Source organism: Nocardia vermiculata NBRC 100427, from assembly GCF_001613265.1.
GTDB classification, from domain to species: Bacteria; Actinomycetota; Actinomycetes; order Mycobacteriales; family Mycobacteriaceae; genus Nocardia; species Nocardia vermiculata.
This window is the reverse complement of record NZ_BDCA01000021.1, coordinates 41,388-57,418: the sequence shown is the minus strand read 5'-3', so window position 1 is coordinate 57,418 and position 16,031 is coordinate 41,388. Positions and strand designations below refer to the sequence as shown.

Here is a 16,031-nt window from a genome sequence, read left to right as displayed (position 1 = left end):
CTGCCGGCGCTGTTGCTCGGCGGCGATAGATCCGACGAGTCCGCCAACCCGTCCAGAGAGCGTTTACTCCTCCTTTCGACGTTGGACAATGGGCCTGCGGCACAGCATCCGGACGAACAGTGCGGCGAATCGTAGGTGGTCCAGGACATGGCACCCGCGCCAGGTGAGTGACCACACCGTTGTGGTGGTACTGGGTGGCAAGGGGTTGCCCGCGAATCGATCGGCCAGCCAAGACATGGTCATCGGGGTGCCGAGATAGAGCAAGGCGAGGTGCATACTCAGGCGATCGCGGACGTAATGCACGTGTGCGCCGGCGCGCCGGTACCGTTCGACGTGGCGGTCCACATCTCGGACGGCGATCAGTTCGTCATTGACGCCTTGAATGATCAGGACCGGCATCGAAGGTGCGTGCACCCCGGGGCGGATGTCGTCCAAGACGGCGCGCATCTCGGGCAGGTCCAGCAGGTCGACGAAGCTGGACTCGCTGTAACGGTCCAGGTTTTTGCCCGCGGACCGTGACAACAATGCCAAGGTGGTGCGTGAGGCGGCGTCGGCGAGCAAGGTGTGGAATTCGGGCTTGGCGTGTACGGCCAGTAGTTGCTCGAGTTCTGGGTAGGCGCGCTGCAATGCCGCGACGCAGACCGTAGAGAACCCGGACAGCAGGGAGCCGTTGAGCCGGACGAAGGTAGCCTCGGGGTCACCGACGGGCGAGCCCGCGACGGCGCCGACGATATTGAGTTCGGGTGCGTAGTCCGCGGCGACTTCTGCCGCCCACGCGGTTGCCAGCCCTCCGCCGGAATAGCCCCAGAGGCCGACCTCGGTGGTGGGTGTCAGGCCCAGTGGTTCGAAGGCCAGTGCGGCGCGGGCGGCGTCGAGGGCGCGATAGCCGGGTTCGCGCGCCACCCCGAAATGTCCACCCATACCTCCGTGATCGGGGATCGAGACAGCCCAGCCTCGGGCCAGCGCTTCGGCGATGACCGGTAATTCCAGTTGCGGAATCGCCCCGAGCGCTCGCGCGCCCCGGCGTAGGGAGTAGGAGGGGAAACAGTTCGAACCGACACCGTCGATCGCGCATTGAAACGACACCAGCGGGCGTGCAGTGGCCGCGGCGTCGGCCGGTAGCAGCACCGTGGTGACGGCGACCTCGGGGACTGCGTGCAGATCGCTGGTGCGGTAGAGCAATTGCCAGGCCGACAACCGCTGCGGGATCAGCCCGAACAAGGCGATCTCGGTGACGCGTGTGCGCAGGATCGCGCCCGGCGGTCGGGTCGCGAAATCCGCAGGTGGACAGTAGAACGTGTCGTTTTCCGGGCGGATAGCCCGGGCGGCGGGCTCGTCGGTGAGCGTTGGGGGCGCAGCCTCGCAGACGCGGGGTGAGCTCATTCTGGTGGTCCTTTCGCGCGCCACGTTTTCCGGGCGCGGACGGCAGCGGGGACAGTCGGCCCAACGGCCGCATGCACATCCCCAACCTGACAAGGGCTGCGGTTGAAAAGAATTGTCTAGCAACACAATTAGGTCGCCATAAAGTTGGCACCCGCAGCGTAGGGCGCCGACAGGAAGCGCTACCGCATCCCGTCGGCGGGTCGTGATTCGATCACCGTGCCGTCGAGGTAGCTGCGCGCGATCATGCCCGCACGCAAGCGCCACAGCCCGGCCGCGCGAGTGGCATCCAGCCCGACCAGAGAGCCGATCCGTCGTAGCCGGTAGTCCACGGTGTTCACGTGGATGTGCAGGGTGCGTGCGGTGAGCCTGCGGTTGAGCTCCGTGCTGATGTGCACGCGCAGAGTCTGCAGGAGTTCCGGGTACTCGGCGATCGGGTCCAGCAGCCCGACCAGGCTGTCGCGGGCCGGGGCCGGCCGAGTGAGCTGGTATTCCACAACCAGATCCTCGAACGGGTAGAGCCCGGGTCTGCCATAAACCCTGCGGACCACATCGAGCAGTTCGTGCGCGGTCTCCGCGGCGGCGGGGATCGCCGCGGAGTCGGTCCGGACCGCCGACGCGGTCATCGGCATTCGAGTGAGGAGCGTGCGCAGATCTTCCTCGGCGTCCGCGATCGTGCCCGGTACCACGATTGTGCCGCCGAGCCCGCTGAGCAAGGCCGGCACGGGGTGACCGCACTGCCCCGCGAGCAAGTCCTGCAACGTGCCCATCGCCCGGGCACCGCGTGCGTTGGTGGCCGCGACCGCCAGAACGGTATAGCACTGTGTGAGGGGCATACCGTATTCCAGCGCGACCCGGTCGGGACGGCGGCCACCGAGCAGTGCGCGGGCCGCTTCATGCTGTTGGCGCGCGGCGCCGGTGCGCGGTACGACTTCCAGATACGCTCTGGCCACGGTTACGTTCACCGCGTTCTGTGCCCCCATCAGCCGATCGATCTCGTTGCGCCGCAGCGGCGACCATTGCCGATCGCCGAGGTAGGTGTCCAGGTGGAGTCGGAAGCCTTCGCGCACGAGCCGGTGCACGGTCTCGATCGGCACCCCGACACCGGCCCACCGCGCCGCCGCGCGATGGATGCGTTCCATCCCGACGCTCGGGGCCATCGCCTCGTCGGTGACCAAGTCCAGGCATCCGGCCACGACACTGCTGATCTCCGCACGCAGCAGATTCCCCGGCCCGCCGTGACGGGGAATCCGCTCGAGCAGCTGGCGCACGATGTTCTCGGTCTGCGCGGCCGCGCACGAATGGGCCGCGGCCATACTCGTGGTCATAGTGTGCCGCGACCGTCGATCAGCCACGGGCCGAACGCGCACACCCGCCGTGCACCGGCGCCCGTGCGCAGGAACGCCCCGTAGTAGGGGTTGGTGACCTCGTCCCAGCGTGAGGCCACCGCGGTGTGTTCGCCCCCCGGCACCGTGTCGCCGCCCGCGTCGAGGGTGGCGTAGGACGATGAGCCGACCGCCTGCTGAATATTCGACATTCTGTACTTCCCATCCACTCCTCGCGGCTGCGCACCAGGCCATGTGGTTCGCCGCATATCCGGCGGACATGCGATGTAGGCCGGTGCGCTTTCGCGATACAGCGAGTCTGTACCGGGGACCGGATGGTGTCACTGCACGCACGAACGAACTACTGCAACAGGTTCTTGTGGATGGAGACAAACCTTTTCGCTGATCGTTCGTCGGGGTGTCCCTTGTCGATGTCGCGGGCCACAATCGCTGTATGACCTCCGCTCGACCGCTGTCCACCACCGACGCCCCGTTGCTCACCCGCCTGCTGCCCCGATGGCCGCAGATCGCTGAACGGATACTCGCCGATGGGCTGGGGGCCACACCGCCGGCGGCGGATCTGCCCGACGGCCATTTCCGCCCCGAGGTACTGCCCGCCATCTACGCCTGCGGACGCGCGGTCCTGCAAGCGATCAGCGAGGGCCGCACGCTGACTCGTGCCGAGGTCATCGACTTCGTGGCCCCGGTCGCCGAACGTCACGCCGAAGATCGCTTTCCATTGGCGCTCCTGATCGAGGCCATGTACGGCTCGGCCCAGTCGGTGCTCGCCGAGGCCGCCTCCCTCGCCACGCCCGAGGAGATCGATCAACTGGTGGCCATCGGGGCCGGGCTGCTCGACCTGCTCAAGAACATCACCATCACCGTGACCGAGACCTACACCGAGGTCGGGCAGTCCATCCACAACGCCGACCGCGAGGCCCGCCGCGAACTGTGCTCCGCCCTGCTGCACGGGCGGCCTGCCGAAGCGCTCGCCGCCCGCGCCGACGAGCCGCTGGTCGACTCCTACACCGTGCTGGCCATCCACGCCCGACCCGAAGACCCGAGCACCACGGCCACGGACCTGCTGGCACGGCGCCGGATCCGGATCCTGCACCGCACCCTGGACGCACTCAGCAACGGTACCGCGCTGGTCTCCTTCGACGGTTCCACCGGACTCGCGTTGCTCCCGGTACACTCCGACCCCGGGCATACACTGCGCACCACCGCCCTGAGCGCGGAACTCGCCGAGAAGCTGGGCGCGGGAATATATCTCGCCGAATCGGTCGCGGTGCCACGTGCGCAGCTACCCGGCGCCGCGGCCGAGGTCACCGAACTCGCCACCCTCGCACGCACCCTGGGCCGGAACCCTGGCCTGTATCACCTCGATGACCTGCTGCTCGAATACCAGCTCACCCGCCCCGGCGCGGCCCGCGACCGGCTCGCGGCCCGCATCGTGCCGCTGCTGGAGGCACCGCATCTACTCGAAGCACTCGAAGCGCACCTGCGTTTCGGTGCCGACCGCAAAAGCGCCTCGGCACATCTACACGTCCATCCCAACACCCTAAGCTACCGGCTACGAAGAATCGGCGACCTCACCGGCATCGACCCCGGTGAACCGAACAACTCCCGCCTGCTCGCCGCCGCCCTCACGATCCATCGCCTCTACTCACCCGCCGGACCACCAGAGGCCTAGGGAAGCAAACCAGGTCGGAACAGCACGCCCGGATCTCGAGCACACTCGCGGCCATCGAAAGTTGTAAGTCTCGCACCATCCTTCGAGGCTGAAACTCATGTTCACAGACGATGTGGATCGTCGACCGGGCGGCCAACATGGGTGATCGGCGGTGTTCTGCGCATTCGAAAGGCTTGATGTGAACGATTTTTCGGGTATCGACGGATTCCTCGGCACTCGAGCCTCGCTCATGCTCGACCTGCTCATCCTGATCATGGTGATTGTCGTTGTGGCGCTGAGCTGGAGCGTTTATCAGGTCAAGTACCGCCGCCGCTTCGCTCTACACAAGTGGGTGCAGATCCCGCTCGGGATTGCGCTGCTCGCTGCGGTTTTCATTTTCGAACTCGACATTCGGATCAATGGATGGCAAGACCGAGCGGCAGCCGAAGTCGGGGGTCACGTATCGGCCGCGGTGTGGACCTCGCTCGTCATACATCTGTTCTTCGCGATTACCACGTTGCTGCTGTGGCCGATCGTCCTCATCCGAGCCGTCCGTGGGTTCGGAAATCCCATCCGGCCCGGAAAGCACAGCTCCTGGCACCTGCCGTGGGCCCGCGTCGCCGCTGTCGATCTGGTCGCCACCGCTGTGACCGGTTGGATCTTCTATGCCTTGGCTTTCGTCTTCTGACCGAACATGACGCCGTTCTACTGGGACACCGCGGCGGTCCGTGAGATCCGCGGCTACTCGTGACCGTTTGCGGCACAGTACGACTTTCCTGGAACGGTACGCCGGGCCGTGCCGACGACCTGCTGTCGCCGGCACGGCTCCATCGACAGGAACGCTAAACAGCCGGGGTCTTCTCCTCGGCGACGTGCCCGGCCGATCGATGCGCGGCCGCGATACGCAGCGCGGTGATCGCGCCTGCTGCCGCGATGGCGGCGAATCCGAGCAGGAGCCAGCGGGCGGAGTCGATCAGCTCCGGTGCGCCCAGATTCACCAGCAGACCGGCGATCGCCGCGCCGAATGCGGTGGACATCGTCAGCACCGTCGCGATCGCGGCGGCTGCCTTGCGGCCCTCGTCGGCGTCGGTGCCGCTGGTCATGGCGGCCACCGACAGGTGCGGCATGGCGATGCCGATACCCGCGCCGGCGAACAGCAGCAGCGGCAGCCAGCCCGCGACCATGAGCAGTGTGGGTGCCTGTTGCCGCTGCACCAGTGCGAGGACGAGCAGCCCCGCACCCAGCAGCACCGGGCCGCCGACCTGCAGCATCCGGATCGTCCGCTGCCGCTGTGCCGAGGAGCTGAGGATCTGGCTGCCGGCCCAGCCGAGCGACAGGGCGGCGCCGAAGAATCCGGCGGCGACCGGCGGGAGCCCGCCCATGCGCTGCACGAACAGCGGCAAGAAGATCTCTACCGAGGTGCCCGCGGCCAGGCAAGCAATCGTCAGATACACCCAGCGCAGCGGCGAACCGGGACGATAGGTCGGCAGCGGAAGGACCCGGATCGCGGCCCGGCGTTCCGCCGCCAGGAAGACCACGACCAGCACGACGGCCGCGCCGATCAACACCGCCATCGCGACCCGGTTCGTCAGGATCCCGGCCACGGCTACCGTGGTGATCGCCGCGAGAACCACCAGCAAGGAGCGGAGCGGAATCGGATCGGTCGCGCCCGCGGCAGTATTCGGCAGTACCCGGGGCACGATGACCGCGATACCGATGGCAACGATCGCCAGCACCACGAAAGCGATTCGCCACGAAGAGAACTGGGCGAAGAACCCACCCAACGCCGGACCTGCGAAGTTGCCCACGCCGTACATCGCCGAGATCAATGCGCTACCGCGCGCCCACAATCGTTGTGGCAGCGCGGCCTGGATCACCGCGAAACCCAGCCCGATCAACAGGCCCGCGCCGAACCCCTGTAGGCCGCGCCCGGCCAGCAGCACAACCATGGTCGGGCTCGCCGCGCACACCACCGACCCGGCAGCGAACACGCCGAATCCGGCCAAGTACGCGCCGACCGCGCCGCGCCGTGACAACAACCAGCCGACCAGCATCGTCGCGACGACCTGAGCGACCAGGAATGCGGTCATATTCCACGCGTAAAGCCGTTCGCCTCCGATGTCCGCGACGGCGCTCGGTAGCAGGCTGGCGGCCACGTAGATATTGACCGCGCCGACCAGAACACCGCCGGCGAGCACGATCGCGGCGCCGGCGTACTCCCGGAGTTCACGCCACGAACCAGCATTTTTGCCGTCGTCTATTTGTTGTTTCTCGTCTCGAGTTGGACTCATGCGGTGGATTATGACGATTCCCGCGACCCCGGTAATCGGACAAAACGGACGTGAGTTGCGTCACATTTGCGGCCCGCTATGCTCGGTGCGGCGGCGCTCGTCTGGCCGTTCGACGCACTGTTCTCGCCGCGAGACCTGCTCATCTCGACCACCTCACCGTCGCGACCGGCACGGGCGCCGTACCCGGCCAACCTCCGTTCCAGCTCGGCGTTCGGCGGGTTGTGGTGGCCCAGATGCACCGCGACCACATCGGTCTCGTCGGTCACGGCCGAAACCTCCCGCAACCCGTCCAGCAACTCGGCGAATTCGGGCAGGCCGAGATGCTCGTCGGACAGTTCGGAGCGGTCACCGAAGGTTTCCTCCAGAAATACCGCGTCGTAGGTAGCGCCACGCACCGCCTCGAACCAGGCGTGCGGCCACGGTCCGGTATCGCACGCCCACAGCAGGCGGGCGCCGTCCGCGGCGGCGATGTCGTAGAGGACGGCGTCGCCCGCGCGGAACACCTGATGACGGGCGGGCAGCACGGTGACGTGATAGGGACCGGCCGAGATCCGGTCGCCGGCGCGGACGGCAGTGAAGCGGACCGGGTCACCTGGACCGACCCAGGGCCGGCAGGCGTCCAGCGCATCGACGGGCCCGATGACCTCGAGTTCGTGACCGGCATCGACCCAGGACCGGAACAGCAGCGCCTGCGGGCCGAGATGATCGGGGTGGGCGTGGGTGAGCAGGATGTGGCGGACATCGGCGAGGGTGCGGCCCAGCCGTAGCGCGGCACGAGGCGCTTCCGGACCGCAGTCGAGCATCAGGACATCGTCGACCAGGGCGGCGGTCTGACCGCGAATCTGCCCGGATGTGGTGGCATCGCAACAGGATTCGCAGCGACAGAACGGCGACGGCCAGCCATCCGCCGCGCCGGTGCCGAGTAGCACGATCTCCATCAGGTCTCCGTTCGGCCCGGCCCGGATTCGAAAGGCGCTCTCCCGGAAGAGGTACCGGCTCGCAACGGCAGGACGGCGTGACCGTCGCGGCGAGCGAGCACCTCCACCCGCGCGCCGTAGACCGCGGCGATGCGCGAGACGGTCAGCACCGCATCAGGTGGCCCGTCGGCGACGATCCGGCCGTGGTCGAGCAGCACCAGCCGTTCGCCGTACTGGGCCGCCGAGGTCAGATCGTGCATGGCGGCCACCACCGTCAGTCCTTCCTCGACGCGCAGTGAATCCACCAGATCGAGCACCTGCTGCTGATGGCCGATGTCGAGTGCGCTGGTGGGTTCGTCGAGCAGCAACACCGCCGGCTGCTGCGCCAGCGCCCGCGCCAGCACGACCCGCTGCAATTCGCCGCCCGACAGTTCGGTGGCGGACCGGCGGACGAATTCCTCCAGTTCCAGGCGCGCGATGACCCGGTCCACGATCTCGCGATCATGCGGGGTTTCGCTGCCGAATCGGGGGATGTGCGGGGTGCGACCGAGGTGGACGAGTTCGCCCACGGTCACCCCTTCGGGCACCACCGGCCGCTGTGGCATCAACGCGACCGCGCGGGCTGTGGCGCGGCGGGCGGCGTGACCAGGCCTCACTCCGCCCACCCGGACCTCCCCGGTTGCAGGCACCAGACCGGCGAGCGCATGCAACAGGGTTGTCTTACCGGAACCGTTCGGCCCGACCAGAGACACCCACGCCCCCGCCGCGATCTCCAACTCCACGTCGTGCAGCACCGCGACACCACCGCGCTCGGCGCCGACTCCCGTGCAGCACACCGCCGTACCGTCGCGGGTCATGCCACACCTCGGCTACGCCGCAACACGAGCAGGAAGAACGGCGCACCGACGGCCGCGGTCACCACACCGATCGGCAGTTCACCCGGCGCCATCACGGTCCGGGCCACCACGTCGGCGAGGACCAGGAACGCCGCACCCGTGATCAGCGACAGCGGCAACAGCACGCGGTGGGCGGGCCCGGCGAGCAACCGCACGGCGTGCGGGACGACGATGCCGACGAAACCGATCAACCCGGCCGCCGCGACCACGGCCGCGGTGCCGAGCGTCGCGACACACACCAGCAGCAACCGCACCCGCGCCGGATTGATCCCCAAGCTCGCCGCCTCCACATCACCGACCGCCATCACATCGAGGGTGCGCCGGTGCAGCGCGATGAGCACGACACTGACCACCACATACGGCAGTACCACCAGCACCTCGGACCAGCCGTCGGTGGAAAGCCGCCCCAGCATCCACGAATACACCTGACGCAACGTGTCGTCGTGCAACTGCATGAAGAAGGTCTGGACCGCGTTCGCGAATGCCGCCACCGCGACCCCGGCCAGGATGACGACCACCTCCGAGCGGACCCCGCCGACCGTGCGCCCGAGCAGGTAGGTCGCCGCGACGGCGAGCAGTCCGCCCACGAACGCCGCGACCGGCACACCGGTGAATCCGGCGGCACCGCCGGCGACGATCGCGAGGGTAGCGCCCAGCCCCGCACCGCTGGAGACACCGAGCAGATACGGGTCGGCGAGCGGATTCCGGAAAACACCCTGATAGGCCGCGCCGGCTACGGCGAGCATCGCGCCCACCAGCACTCCGAGCACCACCCGCGGCATCCGAATGTCCCACAGGATCGCCCGCTGTCGCGTGCTCAGACCGGACGCGACATCGATGAACGGCAGCCGATCGGCCATATCGAGCAGGACACCGCGCGGCGTGAGCCCGGCCGGCCCGACCAGCAGACCCACCAGCACGGCACCCAGCAGGATCAGCACCGCACCGGCTACGACCAGGGTGCGTCGCCGCGTGGACGCGGTCAACGAGTAGGCCGGGTGGCCGGCGTCTCGGTGACGATCCGGGCGATCTCACGCACCAGGTCCACCACGCGCGGGCCCCATCGGCTGGCGATGTCCTCGTCGAGCGGATATACCCGGCCGTCGCGGACGGCGGTCAGTTCGTTCCAGCCGGCCCGCTGCGCGATGGTCTCCGCCGTGACACCGCAGCACTGCCGATCGGCCACGAAGATCAGGTCGGGATTCTGCTGCAGAATGTATTCCGCCGACAGCTGTGGATAGCCGTTGCCGCCGGTGGCGATCGAGGTCAGACCGAACATCGAGTAGATGCTGCCGAGGAAGGTGTCATCGGTGACGGTGTAGTACGTGTTGTCGAGCTCGTGGTAGTAACGCAGCGGGGTGTCGCGGTGCGGCACCGACGCCACGATGTCGCCGATCTCGGTGCGCATTCGTGCGACGAGTTCCGCGGCATCGCCGACGTGTCCGGTCGCGGCGCCGAGTTGCTCGATCTGGGTGTAGGTGTCGTCGAGGGTGCGCGCGGCGGGCAAGATCATCGTCTCGACGCCGGCCTTCTTCAGGCCCGAGACCAGATCGCCGGTATCGGCGTTGGTGACGACCAGGTCGGCGTCGTAGCCGAGGATGGCCTCGACATTGGGGGTGTAGCCGGACAGGTCGGTCACGGGGGCACCGGCCGGGTAGTCGGATCGGTCGTCGACCGCGACCACCTGGTCGCCCGCGCCGATCGCGTACAGCATCTCGGTGGTGGTGGGACTCAGCGAGATGATGGATCGGGAGGCCGGGTCGCCGCTGTGCGCAGGGGCCGGGTCGGAGGCGCTGCACGCGGTGGCGAACAGTACGAGTGATCCGAATCCGGCGGTGACGAGCCGCCGGAGGGAAGTGAGTGGCACGACCATCCTCCGTCCATACCGTCCTTCGTCCGAGGACAAGTACGCCTCCCGCGGCGCCGGCCGACCTGACTGACCGGCGCGCAGGCCGGACTCACAGTTGCGGGACAGTGCCGGATTCACACCGGCTTCACCGTCACGACGCGGTTCCCGGCCGGGTTCGGCCGGATATGCGCAGCGTAGTTCACCTCGGCAACCGTCCGGCGACGCGACTCCGGTACTCCGCGCGGGCGACGAGCGATCCCGGCGCGGTGCACGAGGGGCTGCCGCCCGGGTCTACCGCGCAGCCGGGTGCCGGAGCCGGTCGCGACCTGCTCCGCTGAATGTGGCCCCGATGCCGGCGGCGATCATCAGCGCCCAGAGCGCATGTGCGGCGAGAGCCATCGCGCGATCCGCGGTCGATGCCTTCGCCACCTCTCGGGCATGCGGAATTCGATAAAGGGACAGGTCGTCATCCGAGTGCACCGGGATCAGTTGCGCCACAGTTCTTTCCGAATCACCCAGTGCGCCGGGTGTGCGACGCTCGAGCAACAGCCAGCCGACGCCCTGCGCGGCAAGTTCGTCGGGGTCCGCACCGCGCAACAGCAGGTTCTCCACCTGCTGCGCCCGCGCACCCTCACCCTCGACGACCTGACCGCGGACCGGCAGCACGCCGGTCTGCAGCACATCGGAACGCAGCATGCGCGGTGCCGGGTCGAGCACCGGAACCCTTCCGCTGTAAGGGAATACGCGAAACATTCCGGCAGGCAGTACCGCGACGTCGCCGGGGCCGTTCACCTTCTCCGCGACGCGTTCCCAGCCCGCGGGATAGTGCACCGGCCGCAGCGCACCACCGACCCCCCACGCCAGATCGGGCAGGGTGAGCAGCAGTGCGGCCATGAATCCGGCCGCTATCAGGGCTTGCCGCCCGGGCGGGCCGTCGGACGTTTCGCGCTCGGCCGGCTCGGGCGAGTCGCGGAACGGTTCGGTCGCATCGCCGGAGGGCGGGTGCGGTGTCTCCCGCCGATCGCGGCGGATCGTGGCCAGTGCCCGGCAACCCGCCGCACCGCATACGGCGAAGGCCGGCATGGCCAGCGCAACGTACTTCTGGGTGTCACGCAGCAGTCCGGCGCCGGGAAGCTGTTCCATCAGGAATTCGCCGGTGGAGATGCCCCATGCGGTTGCGCCGAGAGCGGGCAGCACGATGGCCACCCCGGCGAGTATCAGCAGTACCCGCCGGGTGCGGCGAGTAGCCGGGTCGCCCGCCGCACCTACCGCCCTGATCCCGCACAGCACGATCACCAGCAACACAGCGGTGGACAGCACCGCGAACAGCGTCGTCCGCGACCCCGGCACCGCGGCACTGTTCCAGATGCCGCCCAGGCCGGCGAGACTTCCCAGTGTTGCGAGACCGGGCTCGGCTCGCGCCGAGAATGCGGCGACGCCGGCCGGATCGGAGGCTTCGGCCGCACCACCGGACAGTGCGGTGGCCACCAGCCACGGACTGGCGCTGAGGATCCACACCCCGACCGTGCCGAGTAGGTTGCGGCGCCCCACCACCAGGACCGCGATCAGCCCGGCCAGCAGCGAACCCGTCGGTGTCAGCCCGGCCGCGGCGAGGACGCCGCCGAGGATCAGCCACGGTCGGGCAGTGCGAGCCGCACTCGCCGAAGAGGCCACGACCGAGCGTGTGGCCGTCGAATTCGCGCCCGTTGCGGTAGCGGGCAGCTTCGCGGGAGGCGAGTCGGTCGGTGCGCCCGCGCCCGTTGGCGGCGAACTCGTGCCCGCTGCATCGGTTGCGGTGTTCCGATCCGCAGGTGCGCGCCGTGCACCTATCCGCAGCCGCTGAGCCGCGAGCACCGTCCACGGCAGCGCCGCATAGCCGGCGAGCAGACTCCAATGCCCCTGCAACAACCGCTCACCGACGTACGGATTCCAGATCGCGATCGTCGCGGCCACCAGCTGCGGTGCGAGTGAGACACCGAGCAGCGCGCGGGCGAGCCGGGCCGCACCCCATCCGGCGGCCGTCAGCGCAAGCACCAGGATCGCCTTCACCACGACGCCGCCGTCGACCACGTGGGTCAGCGCGGCCAGCAATACGTCCTGCGGCACCGCGCGCGGCGCAGCATCACCCAGCCCCAGCGCGGCATCGGTCGCATACGACCGCGGCGTACTGACCGCATCGCGCAACAGGAGATAGCCGGACCCGAGCAGTGGACCCAGGACGAGCAGAGAGAGCACGAGGCTGTAGAGAACCGGAACCCAGGCCCACCCTGTGCTCGCCCCCGCCGTGAGCCTCTCCCGCCCTTGCCCGGACAGCGGTGGAACGGGTGCTGAGGAATCCTGATCACTCTTGCCGGGCACATGCCCACGATTCAGTGATCTTGTCGGCCTCGGCGCCGGGGCGGCACCGGGTTCGACTGCGGCGGTTCGGTCCTGGCCGTGCGGCGAGGCGTTTTCCGGCGCGTCGCTCGTTCCCGGTCGCACCCCGCTCTCCGAGTCCGGTGACGCGCCGGTGGTATCGCTGTCGTCTCGCGCCCCGGTCACGGTGACCCACCCTACGGCGGTGGTGCGGCGACCTGGACGGGCCCGCACCTGCTGCCCGGAGAAACGATGGCGGAGCGCGTACCGGGCCGCGACGACCGGGCGGACCGCAACCCGGGCGGTGCGGCGGTCGACGACGATCTGCCGGGCCGTCGGCTCGCTGGGCGACGCAGGGGTCATCGAGCCGCCCCGGTCAGCGGTCCCGGGTGGGATCGGGGCCGATCGGATGGGACCATGGCGGGATGCCTGCGCTGCGCCGTCTCCCCGTGGTCGCGGATATGACCCTGGTGACGGCGGGGGCCATGACCGCGAACGTCGCCGGGTACCTGCTGCAGCTACTGGCCGGACGGTGGCTCGGGGTTTCGGGCTACAGCGAATTCGCGAGCCTGCTGGCGGTGCAGTTGCTGGCCGCGGTCCCGGCGCTGGCATTGCAGAACGTGGTGGCGCGGGAGCTCGTCCGCGGCGCGCAGCTCGCGACGGTGCGCAGGCTGACACGGCACTGTGCGGGCATTGTCGCGGTGCTGGCGGTGGTGCTGGTGCCGATCGTTTCGTTGATTCTGCATCTGGGCTCGCTCGCCGCGGCCGGCGCGCTGATGGCGGCGCCGATTCTGGTGCTGCTCTCCGGTGAACAGGGGATCCTGCAGGGGGAGAACCACTTCCGCAGATTGGCGATTGTGCTCGGTGGTGTCGGGGTGCTGCGGGTGACGCCGGCGGTGATCGCCCTGGCCGCGGGCGGGAGCGCCGCCACCGCACTGTGGGCCGGTGCGCTGGGGCTGCTCGTCGCCGCCGGTGCCGCCCATCGAATTACCCTGTCCGGGCCGATCGGTGGGACGCCGGCGCCGCTTGCCGCTGCCAAACCCCCCGGGCCGGGCCCCGGGACCACGGGGGCGGACGGTGCGCGAGACGGCACCGTCACCGGGGCAGGTGTTCGCAGGCGGCGGGCTGTCCGCGCAGGTGCGAGCAGACGCGAAACGACCGCGGGGGCCGGCGAAGCGACGCGCACCGAAGCCCCAGCCGACGCGATCCGCAGCGCAGTCCCGGCTGACGCGCCCGGCGCTGAGTTTCCGGGTGCCGCGGCGCGCAGCGAGGTTCCGGACGAGGTGGTTCGCGCTGCGTCTCCCGATTCCGTACCCCGCGCCGCGACCGTTACCGCGGTGCTGCGGGCGGCGCAGGTGCAGGCCGCGCTGATGGCACTGTCGTCGGTCGACCTGATCGTCGCGCGCATCGTCCTCGACGAGGACCGCGCGAGCCTGTACGCCCTCGGCGCCATCGCCACCAAGATCGCTTTCTGGTTCCCACAGGCCGTGGGCATGGTGCTGTATCCGCAAATGGCCCAGCCGCAGCATTCGGCGCGTGCGCTGCGGTCGGCGCTCGCGGTGCTCGGCGGTATCGGGCTGCTGGCGGTGCTGGGTGCGGCGGTGCTGTCGCCGCTGGCCCCGGTGCTCGCCGGCGCCGACTACGCGCCGATCCAGCAATGGCTGTGGTTGTTCGCCCTCGAGGGCGCGCTGCTCGCACTGCTGCAGGGCGCGCTGCTGTCGGCTCTCGCCGCGGACCGTACCGCCCTCGCCACTGTCATCTGGGTGGGTCTCGCCGTCGAACTGGCCGTGACTCTGCCGTTCGTGCGCAGCCTGCCGGTCCTGATCACGGTCGCCACCACGACCGCCGCCGTCGTCACGACCGTGCTCGTCCTGCTGGTGCTCCGCACGGCGCGGCGGGTCCCGGCCGTCGGCCGCAGTTCCGGGTAGTTACCTTCGACCTGCGGCGTGATCCGCCGGACCCGGAACACTTCGCCGGAAACACGAGTGGCGCCCCGGGGGAAGCCCCGAAGCGCCACTCGTCGTCGAACTTGTGCCTTACAGGTTCTTGCTGATGTCGATCTGCTGGGTTGGTGCCTCGGAGAAGCTGTCACTTCCGCCCGCGGGCTTCGGGGTCGGCTTCTTCACCAGGCGGCCCGGCTTCGAGGAACCGTCACCGCCGCCCATCAGGCCCAGCACCAGGCCGGCGATCAGCGAGATCGCGCCCAGCACACCGAGGATGATCGGCAGGGTACGGCCGTACAGCGACAGCTCGTCCATGTACTTGCGGGCCTCGTCGGACTGCGACCGTACCGTGTCGGGGTCGAAGACCAGGGTGGTGTTGATCGCGGTGACCTCCGGCTTGTCGGCCGCCCGCGCGTAGTACATGTGCAGCTGCTCGGAGCCGTTGACGATGGTGCCGGTCTTGGGCTCCACCCACACGTCGCGAGTGTTGGTGTAGTACCGGTCCATGCTGATGTCGCCCTCGCCCTCGACACCCCACTTGGCGGCGGGGAAGGTCAGGCGGTTGCTCGCACCGGCGCTCACCTTCGCCAGATCGGTCGGCGGCACCTGCTGCTGGAAGTGGTAGACCTTCAGATCACCGATCTCGGTCTCGTCCACGAAGTTCATATCGAACGACTTGCGCGCATTGGTGTCGAAGTACGGGTAGGTGACTTTTTCGGTGCCGATCGGGAACCGGTACTGCAGTCCGGTGTGCTGCACATCGTCGGCGACGCTGTTGCCCTTGTCGTCGACGGTGACGGCGATGGAACCGTTCGGGTCGTCGTGGATCGGCTCGCCGGTCTTGCGGTTGATGGTGACGCGGTCGATCGTCGCGGACAGCAGTCCGGTGTCGCCGCTCTTGTCGGTATTGCGCAGCGTCACGCCGGCCTGGACGGTCATATTCGTCTTGTCCGAGGGCTCTTCGACGGTGAGGAATCGCTGCGACAGCAGGTTGACATCCTTGTCGACCTTGGGCGGGCCGTCACCCTCGGCGAGTGACGAGGCGTCCAGCACTTCACTCGGCGCACCCTGCTTGTTCTTGGCGATCGTCGTGATCTCGAGGTCGAGGGGAGTTTTGCCCAGCTGACTCACACCGTATGTTGGAATCAGTATCGCTGCGACGATCAGCAGCGCACCGAGTCCCACGAGCAGGCAGGCCACCGTCCTCTTGGTACCGGCACTGAGTGCCATGCAAACTCTCCTCGTCGTCGAACAAGCTTCGTCCGGGTGCGCGGCAGGACCGGGTGCGGTCACACTTCGAGCACTCGTGAGCCCCGACACTAACAGCCAGGTCCCTCGAGTTGCCGAGCTGAGGGCCAAAACACCCCGATGAGGCTGTACGGCCCGCTGCGAGGGCACACTTG

General features: G+C 68.6%; 12 protein-coding genes, 1 pseudogene and 1 riboswitch. Of the genes and pseudogenes, 3 read left to right on the top strand and 10 right to left on the bottom strand.

Features of this window, described 5'->3' with window-relative positions:
- Window positions 1–63: 63 nt before the first annotated feature.
- The 3 genes from NV2_RS21360 to NV2_RS21350 all read right to left on the bottom strand — a co-directional run bounded on the left by NV2_RS21360 (window position 64) and on the right by NV2_RS21350 (window position 2,917).
- Window positions 64–1,383 (bottom strand): lipase family protein, encoded by a 1,320-nt coding sequence (locus NV2_RS21360; protein WP_067877309.1) that lies wholly within the window; start codon window positions 1,381–1,383, stop codon window positions 64–66.
- Between the two features lie 179 nt (window positions 1,384–1,562).
- A complete protein-coding gene (locus tag NV2_RS21355; protein WP_067877306.1) occupies window positions 1,563–2,708 on the bottom strand; it encodes a PucR family transcriptional regulator in 1,146 nt (381 codons plus the stop codon).
- Window positions 2,705–2,917: a hypothetical protein gene (locus tag NV2_RS21350; protein ID WP_067877302.1), complete on the bottom strand. Its 213-nt coding sequence runs from the start codon at window positions 2,915–2,917 to the stop codon at window positions 2,705–2,707. The genes NV2_RS21355 and NV2_RS21350 overlap by 4 nt, the downstream gene beginning before the upstream one ends.
- A gap of 242 nt (window positions 2,918–3,159) precedes the next feature.
- Between NV2_RS21350 and NV2_RS21345 the strand changes: the two genes are divergently transcribed.
- Both NV2_RS21345 and NV2_RS21340 read left to right on the top strand, forming a co-directional pair.
- The gene (locus NV2_RS21345; protein ID WP_067877299.1) at window positions 3,160–4,398 is read left to right on the top strand and encodes a PucR family transcriptional regulator; all 1,239 of its coding nucleotides are present in this window, start codon (window positions 3,160–3,162) and stop codon (window positions 4,396–4,398) included.
- 178 nt (window positions 4,399–4,576) lie between these two features.
- The gene (locus NV2_RS21340; RefSeq protein ID WP_067877296.1) at window positions 4,577–5,065 is read left to right on the top strand and encodes a DUF420 domain-containing protein; all 489 of its coding nucleotides are present in this window, start codon (window positions 4,577–4,579) and stop codon (window positions 5,063–5,065) included.
- A 154-nt stretch (window positions 5,066–5,219) separates the two neighbouring features.
- Here NV2_RS21340 and NV2_RS21335 read toward each other — a convergent pair whose 3' ends face one another.
- From NV2_RS21335 to NV2_RS21310, 6 genes and pseudogenes are all read right to left on the bottom strand, one after another.
- A complete protein-coding gene (locus NV2_RS21335; RefSeq protein WP_067877293.1) occupies window positions 5,220–6,668 on the bottom strand; it encodes an MFS transporter in 1,449 nt (482 codons plus the stop codon).
- 140 nt (window positions 6,669–6,808) lie between these two features.
- Window positions 6,809–7,606 (bottom strand): annotated as a pseudogene (locus NV2_RS21330) (MBL fold metallo-hydrolase); the annotation flags it as partial.
- The gene (locus NV2_RS21325; RefSeq protein ID WP_067877290.1) at window positions 7,606–8,442 is read right to left on the bottom strand and encodes an ABC transporter ATP-binding protein; all 837 of its coding nucleotides are present in this window, start codon (window positions 8,440–8,442) and stop codon (window positions 7,606–7,608) included. The gene NV2_RS21325 and the pseudogene NV2_RS21330, both read right to left, overlap by 1 nt.
- Window positions 8,439–9,440 carry a FecCD family ABC transporter permease gene (locus NV2_RS21320; RefSeq protein WP_373863605.1) on the bottom strand — a complete coding sequence of 334 codons (1,002 nt, stop codon included), beginning with the start codon at window positions 9,438–9,440 and terminating at the stop codon, window positions 8,439–8,441. The genes NV2_RS21325 and NV2_RS21320 overlap by 4 nt, the downstream gene beginning before the upstream one ends.
- Before the next feature lie 23 nt (window positions 9,441–9,463).
- Window positions 9,464–10,354: an ABC transporter substrate-binding protein gene (locus NV2_RS21315; protein WP_174550617.1), complete on the bottom strand. Its 891-nt coding sequence runs from the start codon at window positions 10,352–10,354 to the stop codon at window positions 9,464–9,466.
- 35 nt (window positions 10,355–10,389) lie between these two features.
- Window positions 10,390–10,529: riboswitch (cobalamin riboswitch) on the bottom strand.
- A 92-nt stretch (window positions 10,530–10,621) separates the two neighbouring features.
- Entirely contained in the window at window positions 10,622–13,048 is a 2,427-nt protein-coding gene (locus tag NV2_RS21310) for an MmpA family trehalose lipid delivery protein (RefSeq protein WP_084475208.1), read from the bottom strand.
- A gap of 62 nt (window positions 13,049–13,110) precedes the next feature.
- Between NV2_RS21310 and NV2_RS31885 the strand changes: the two genes are divergently transcribed.
- Entirely contained in the window at window positions 13,111–14,613 is a 1,503-nt protein-coding gene (locus NV2_RS31885; RefSeq protein ID WP_067877285.1) for a hypothetical protein, read from the top strand.
- Between the two features lie 108 nt (window positions 14,614–14,721).
- On the opposite strand, the gene pgfA is transcribed toward NV2_RS31885, so the two are convergent.
- A complete protein-coding gene (gene pgfA / locus NV2_RS21300) occupies window positions 14,722–15,858 on the bottom strand; it encodes a cell envelope lipid trafficking protein PgfA (protein ID WP_067877282.1) in 1,137 nt (378 codons plus the stop codon).
- Window positions 15,859–16,031 lie beyond the last annotated feature (173 nt).

What these genes read in the sequence shown, in the direction of transcription:
- NV2_RS21360 (WP_067877309.1), bottom strand. Translation starts at nt 1,383, where the DNA reads ATGAGCTCACCCCGCGTCTGCGAGGCTGCGCCCCCAACGCTCACCGAC.
- NV2_RS21355 (WP_067877306.1), bottom strand. Translation starts at nt 2,708, where the DNA reads ATGACCACGAGTATGGCCGCGGCCCATTCGTGCGCGGCCGCGCAGACC.
- NV2_RS21350 (WP_067877302.1), bottom strand. Translation starts at nt 2,917, where the DNA reads ATGTCGAATATTCAGCAGGCGGTCGGCTCATCGTCCTACGCCACCCTC.
- NV2_RS21345 (WP_067877299.1), top strand. Translation starts at nt 3,160, where the DNA reads ATGACCTCCGCTCGACCGCTGTCCACCACCGACGCCCCGTTGCTCACC.
- NV2_RS21335 (WP_067877293.1), bottom strand. Translation starts at nt 6,668, where the DNA reads ATGAGTCCAACTCGAGACGAGAAACAACAAATAGACGACGGCAAAAAT.
- NV2_RS21325 (WP_067877290.1), bottom strand. Translation starts at nt 8,442, where the DNA reads ATGACCCGCGACGGTACGGCGGTGTGCTGCACGGGAGTCGGCGCCGAG.
- NV2_RS21315 (WP_174550617.1), bottom strand. Translation starts at nt 10,354, where the DNA reads ATGGTCGTGCCACTCACTTCCCTCCGGCGGCTCGTCACCGCCGGATTC.
- NV2_RS21310 (WP_084475208.1), bottom strand. Translation starts at nt 13,048, where the DNA reads ATGACCCCTGCGTCGCCCAGCGAGCCGACGGCCCGGCAGATCGTCGTC.
- NV2_RS31885 (WP_067877285.1), top strand. Translation starts at nt 13,111, where the DNA reads ATGCCTGCGCTGCGCCGTCTCCCCGTGGTCGCGGATATGACCCTGGTG.
- pgfA (WP_067877282.1), bottom strand. Translation starts at nt 15,858, where the DNA reads ATGGCACTCAGTGCCGGTACCAAGAGGACGGTGGCCTGCCTGCTCGTG.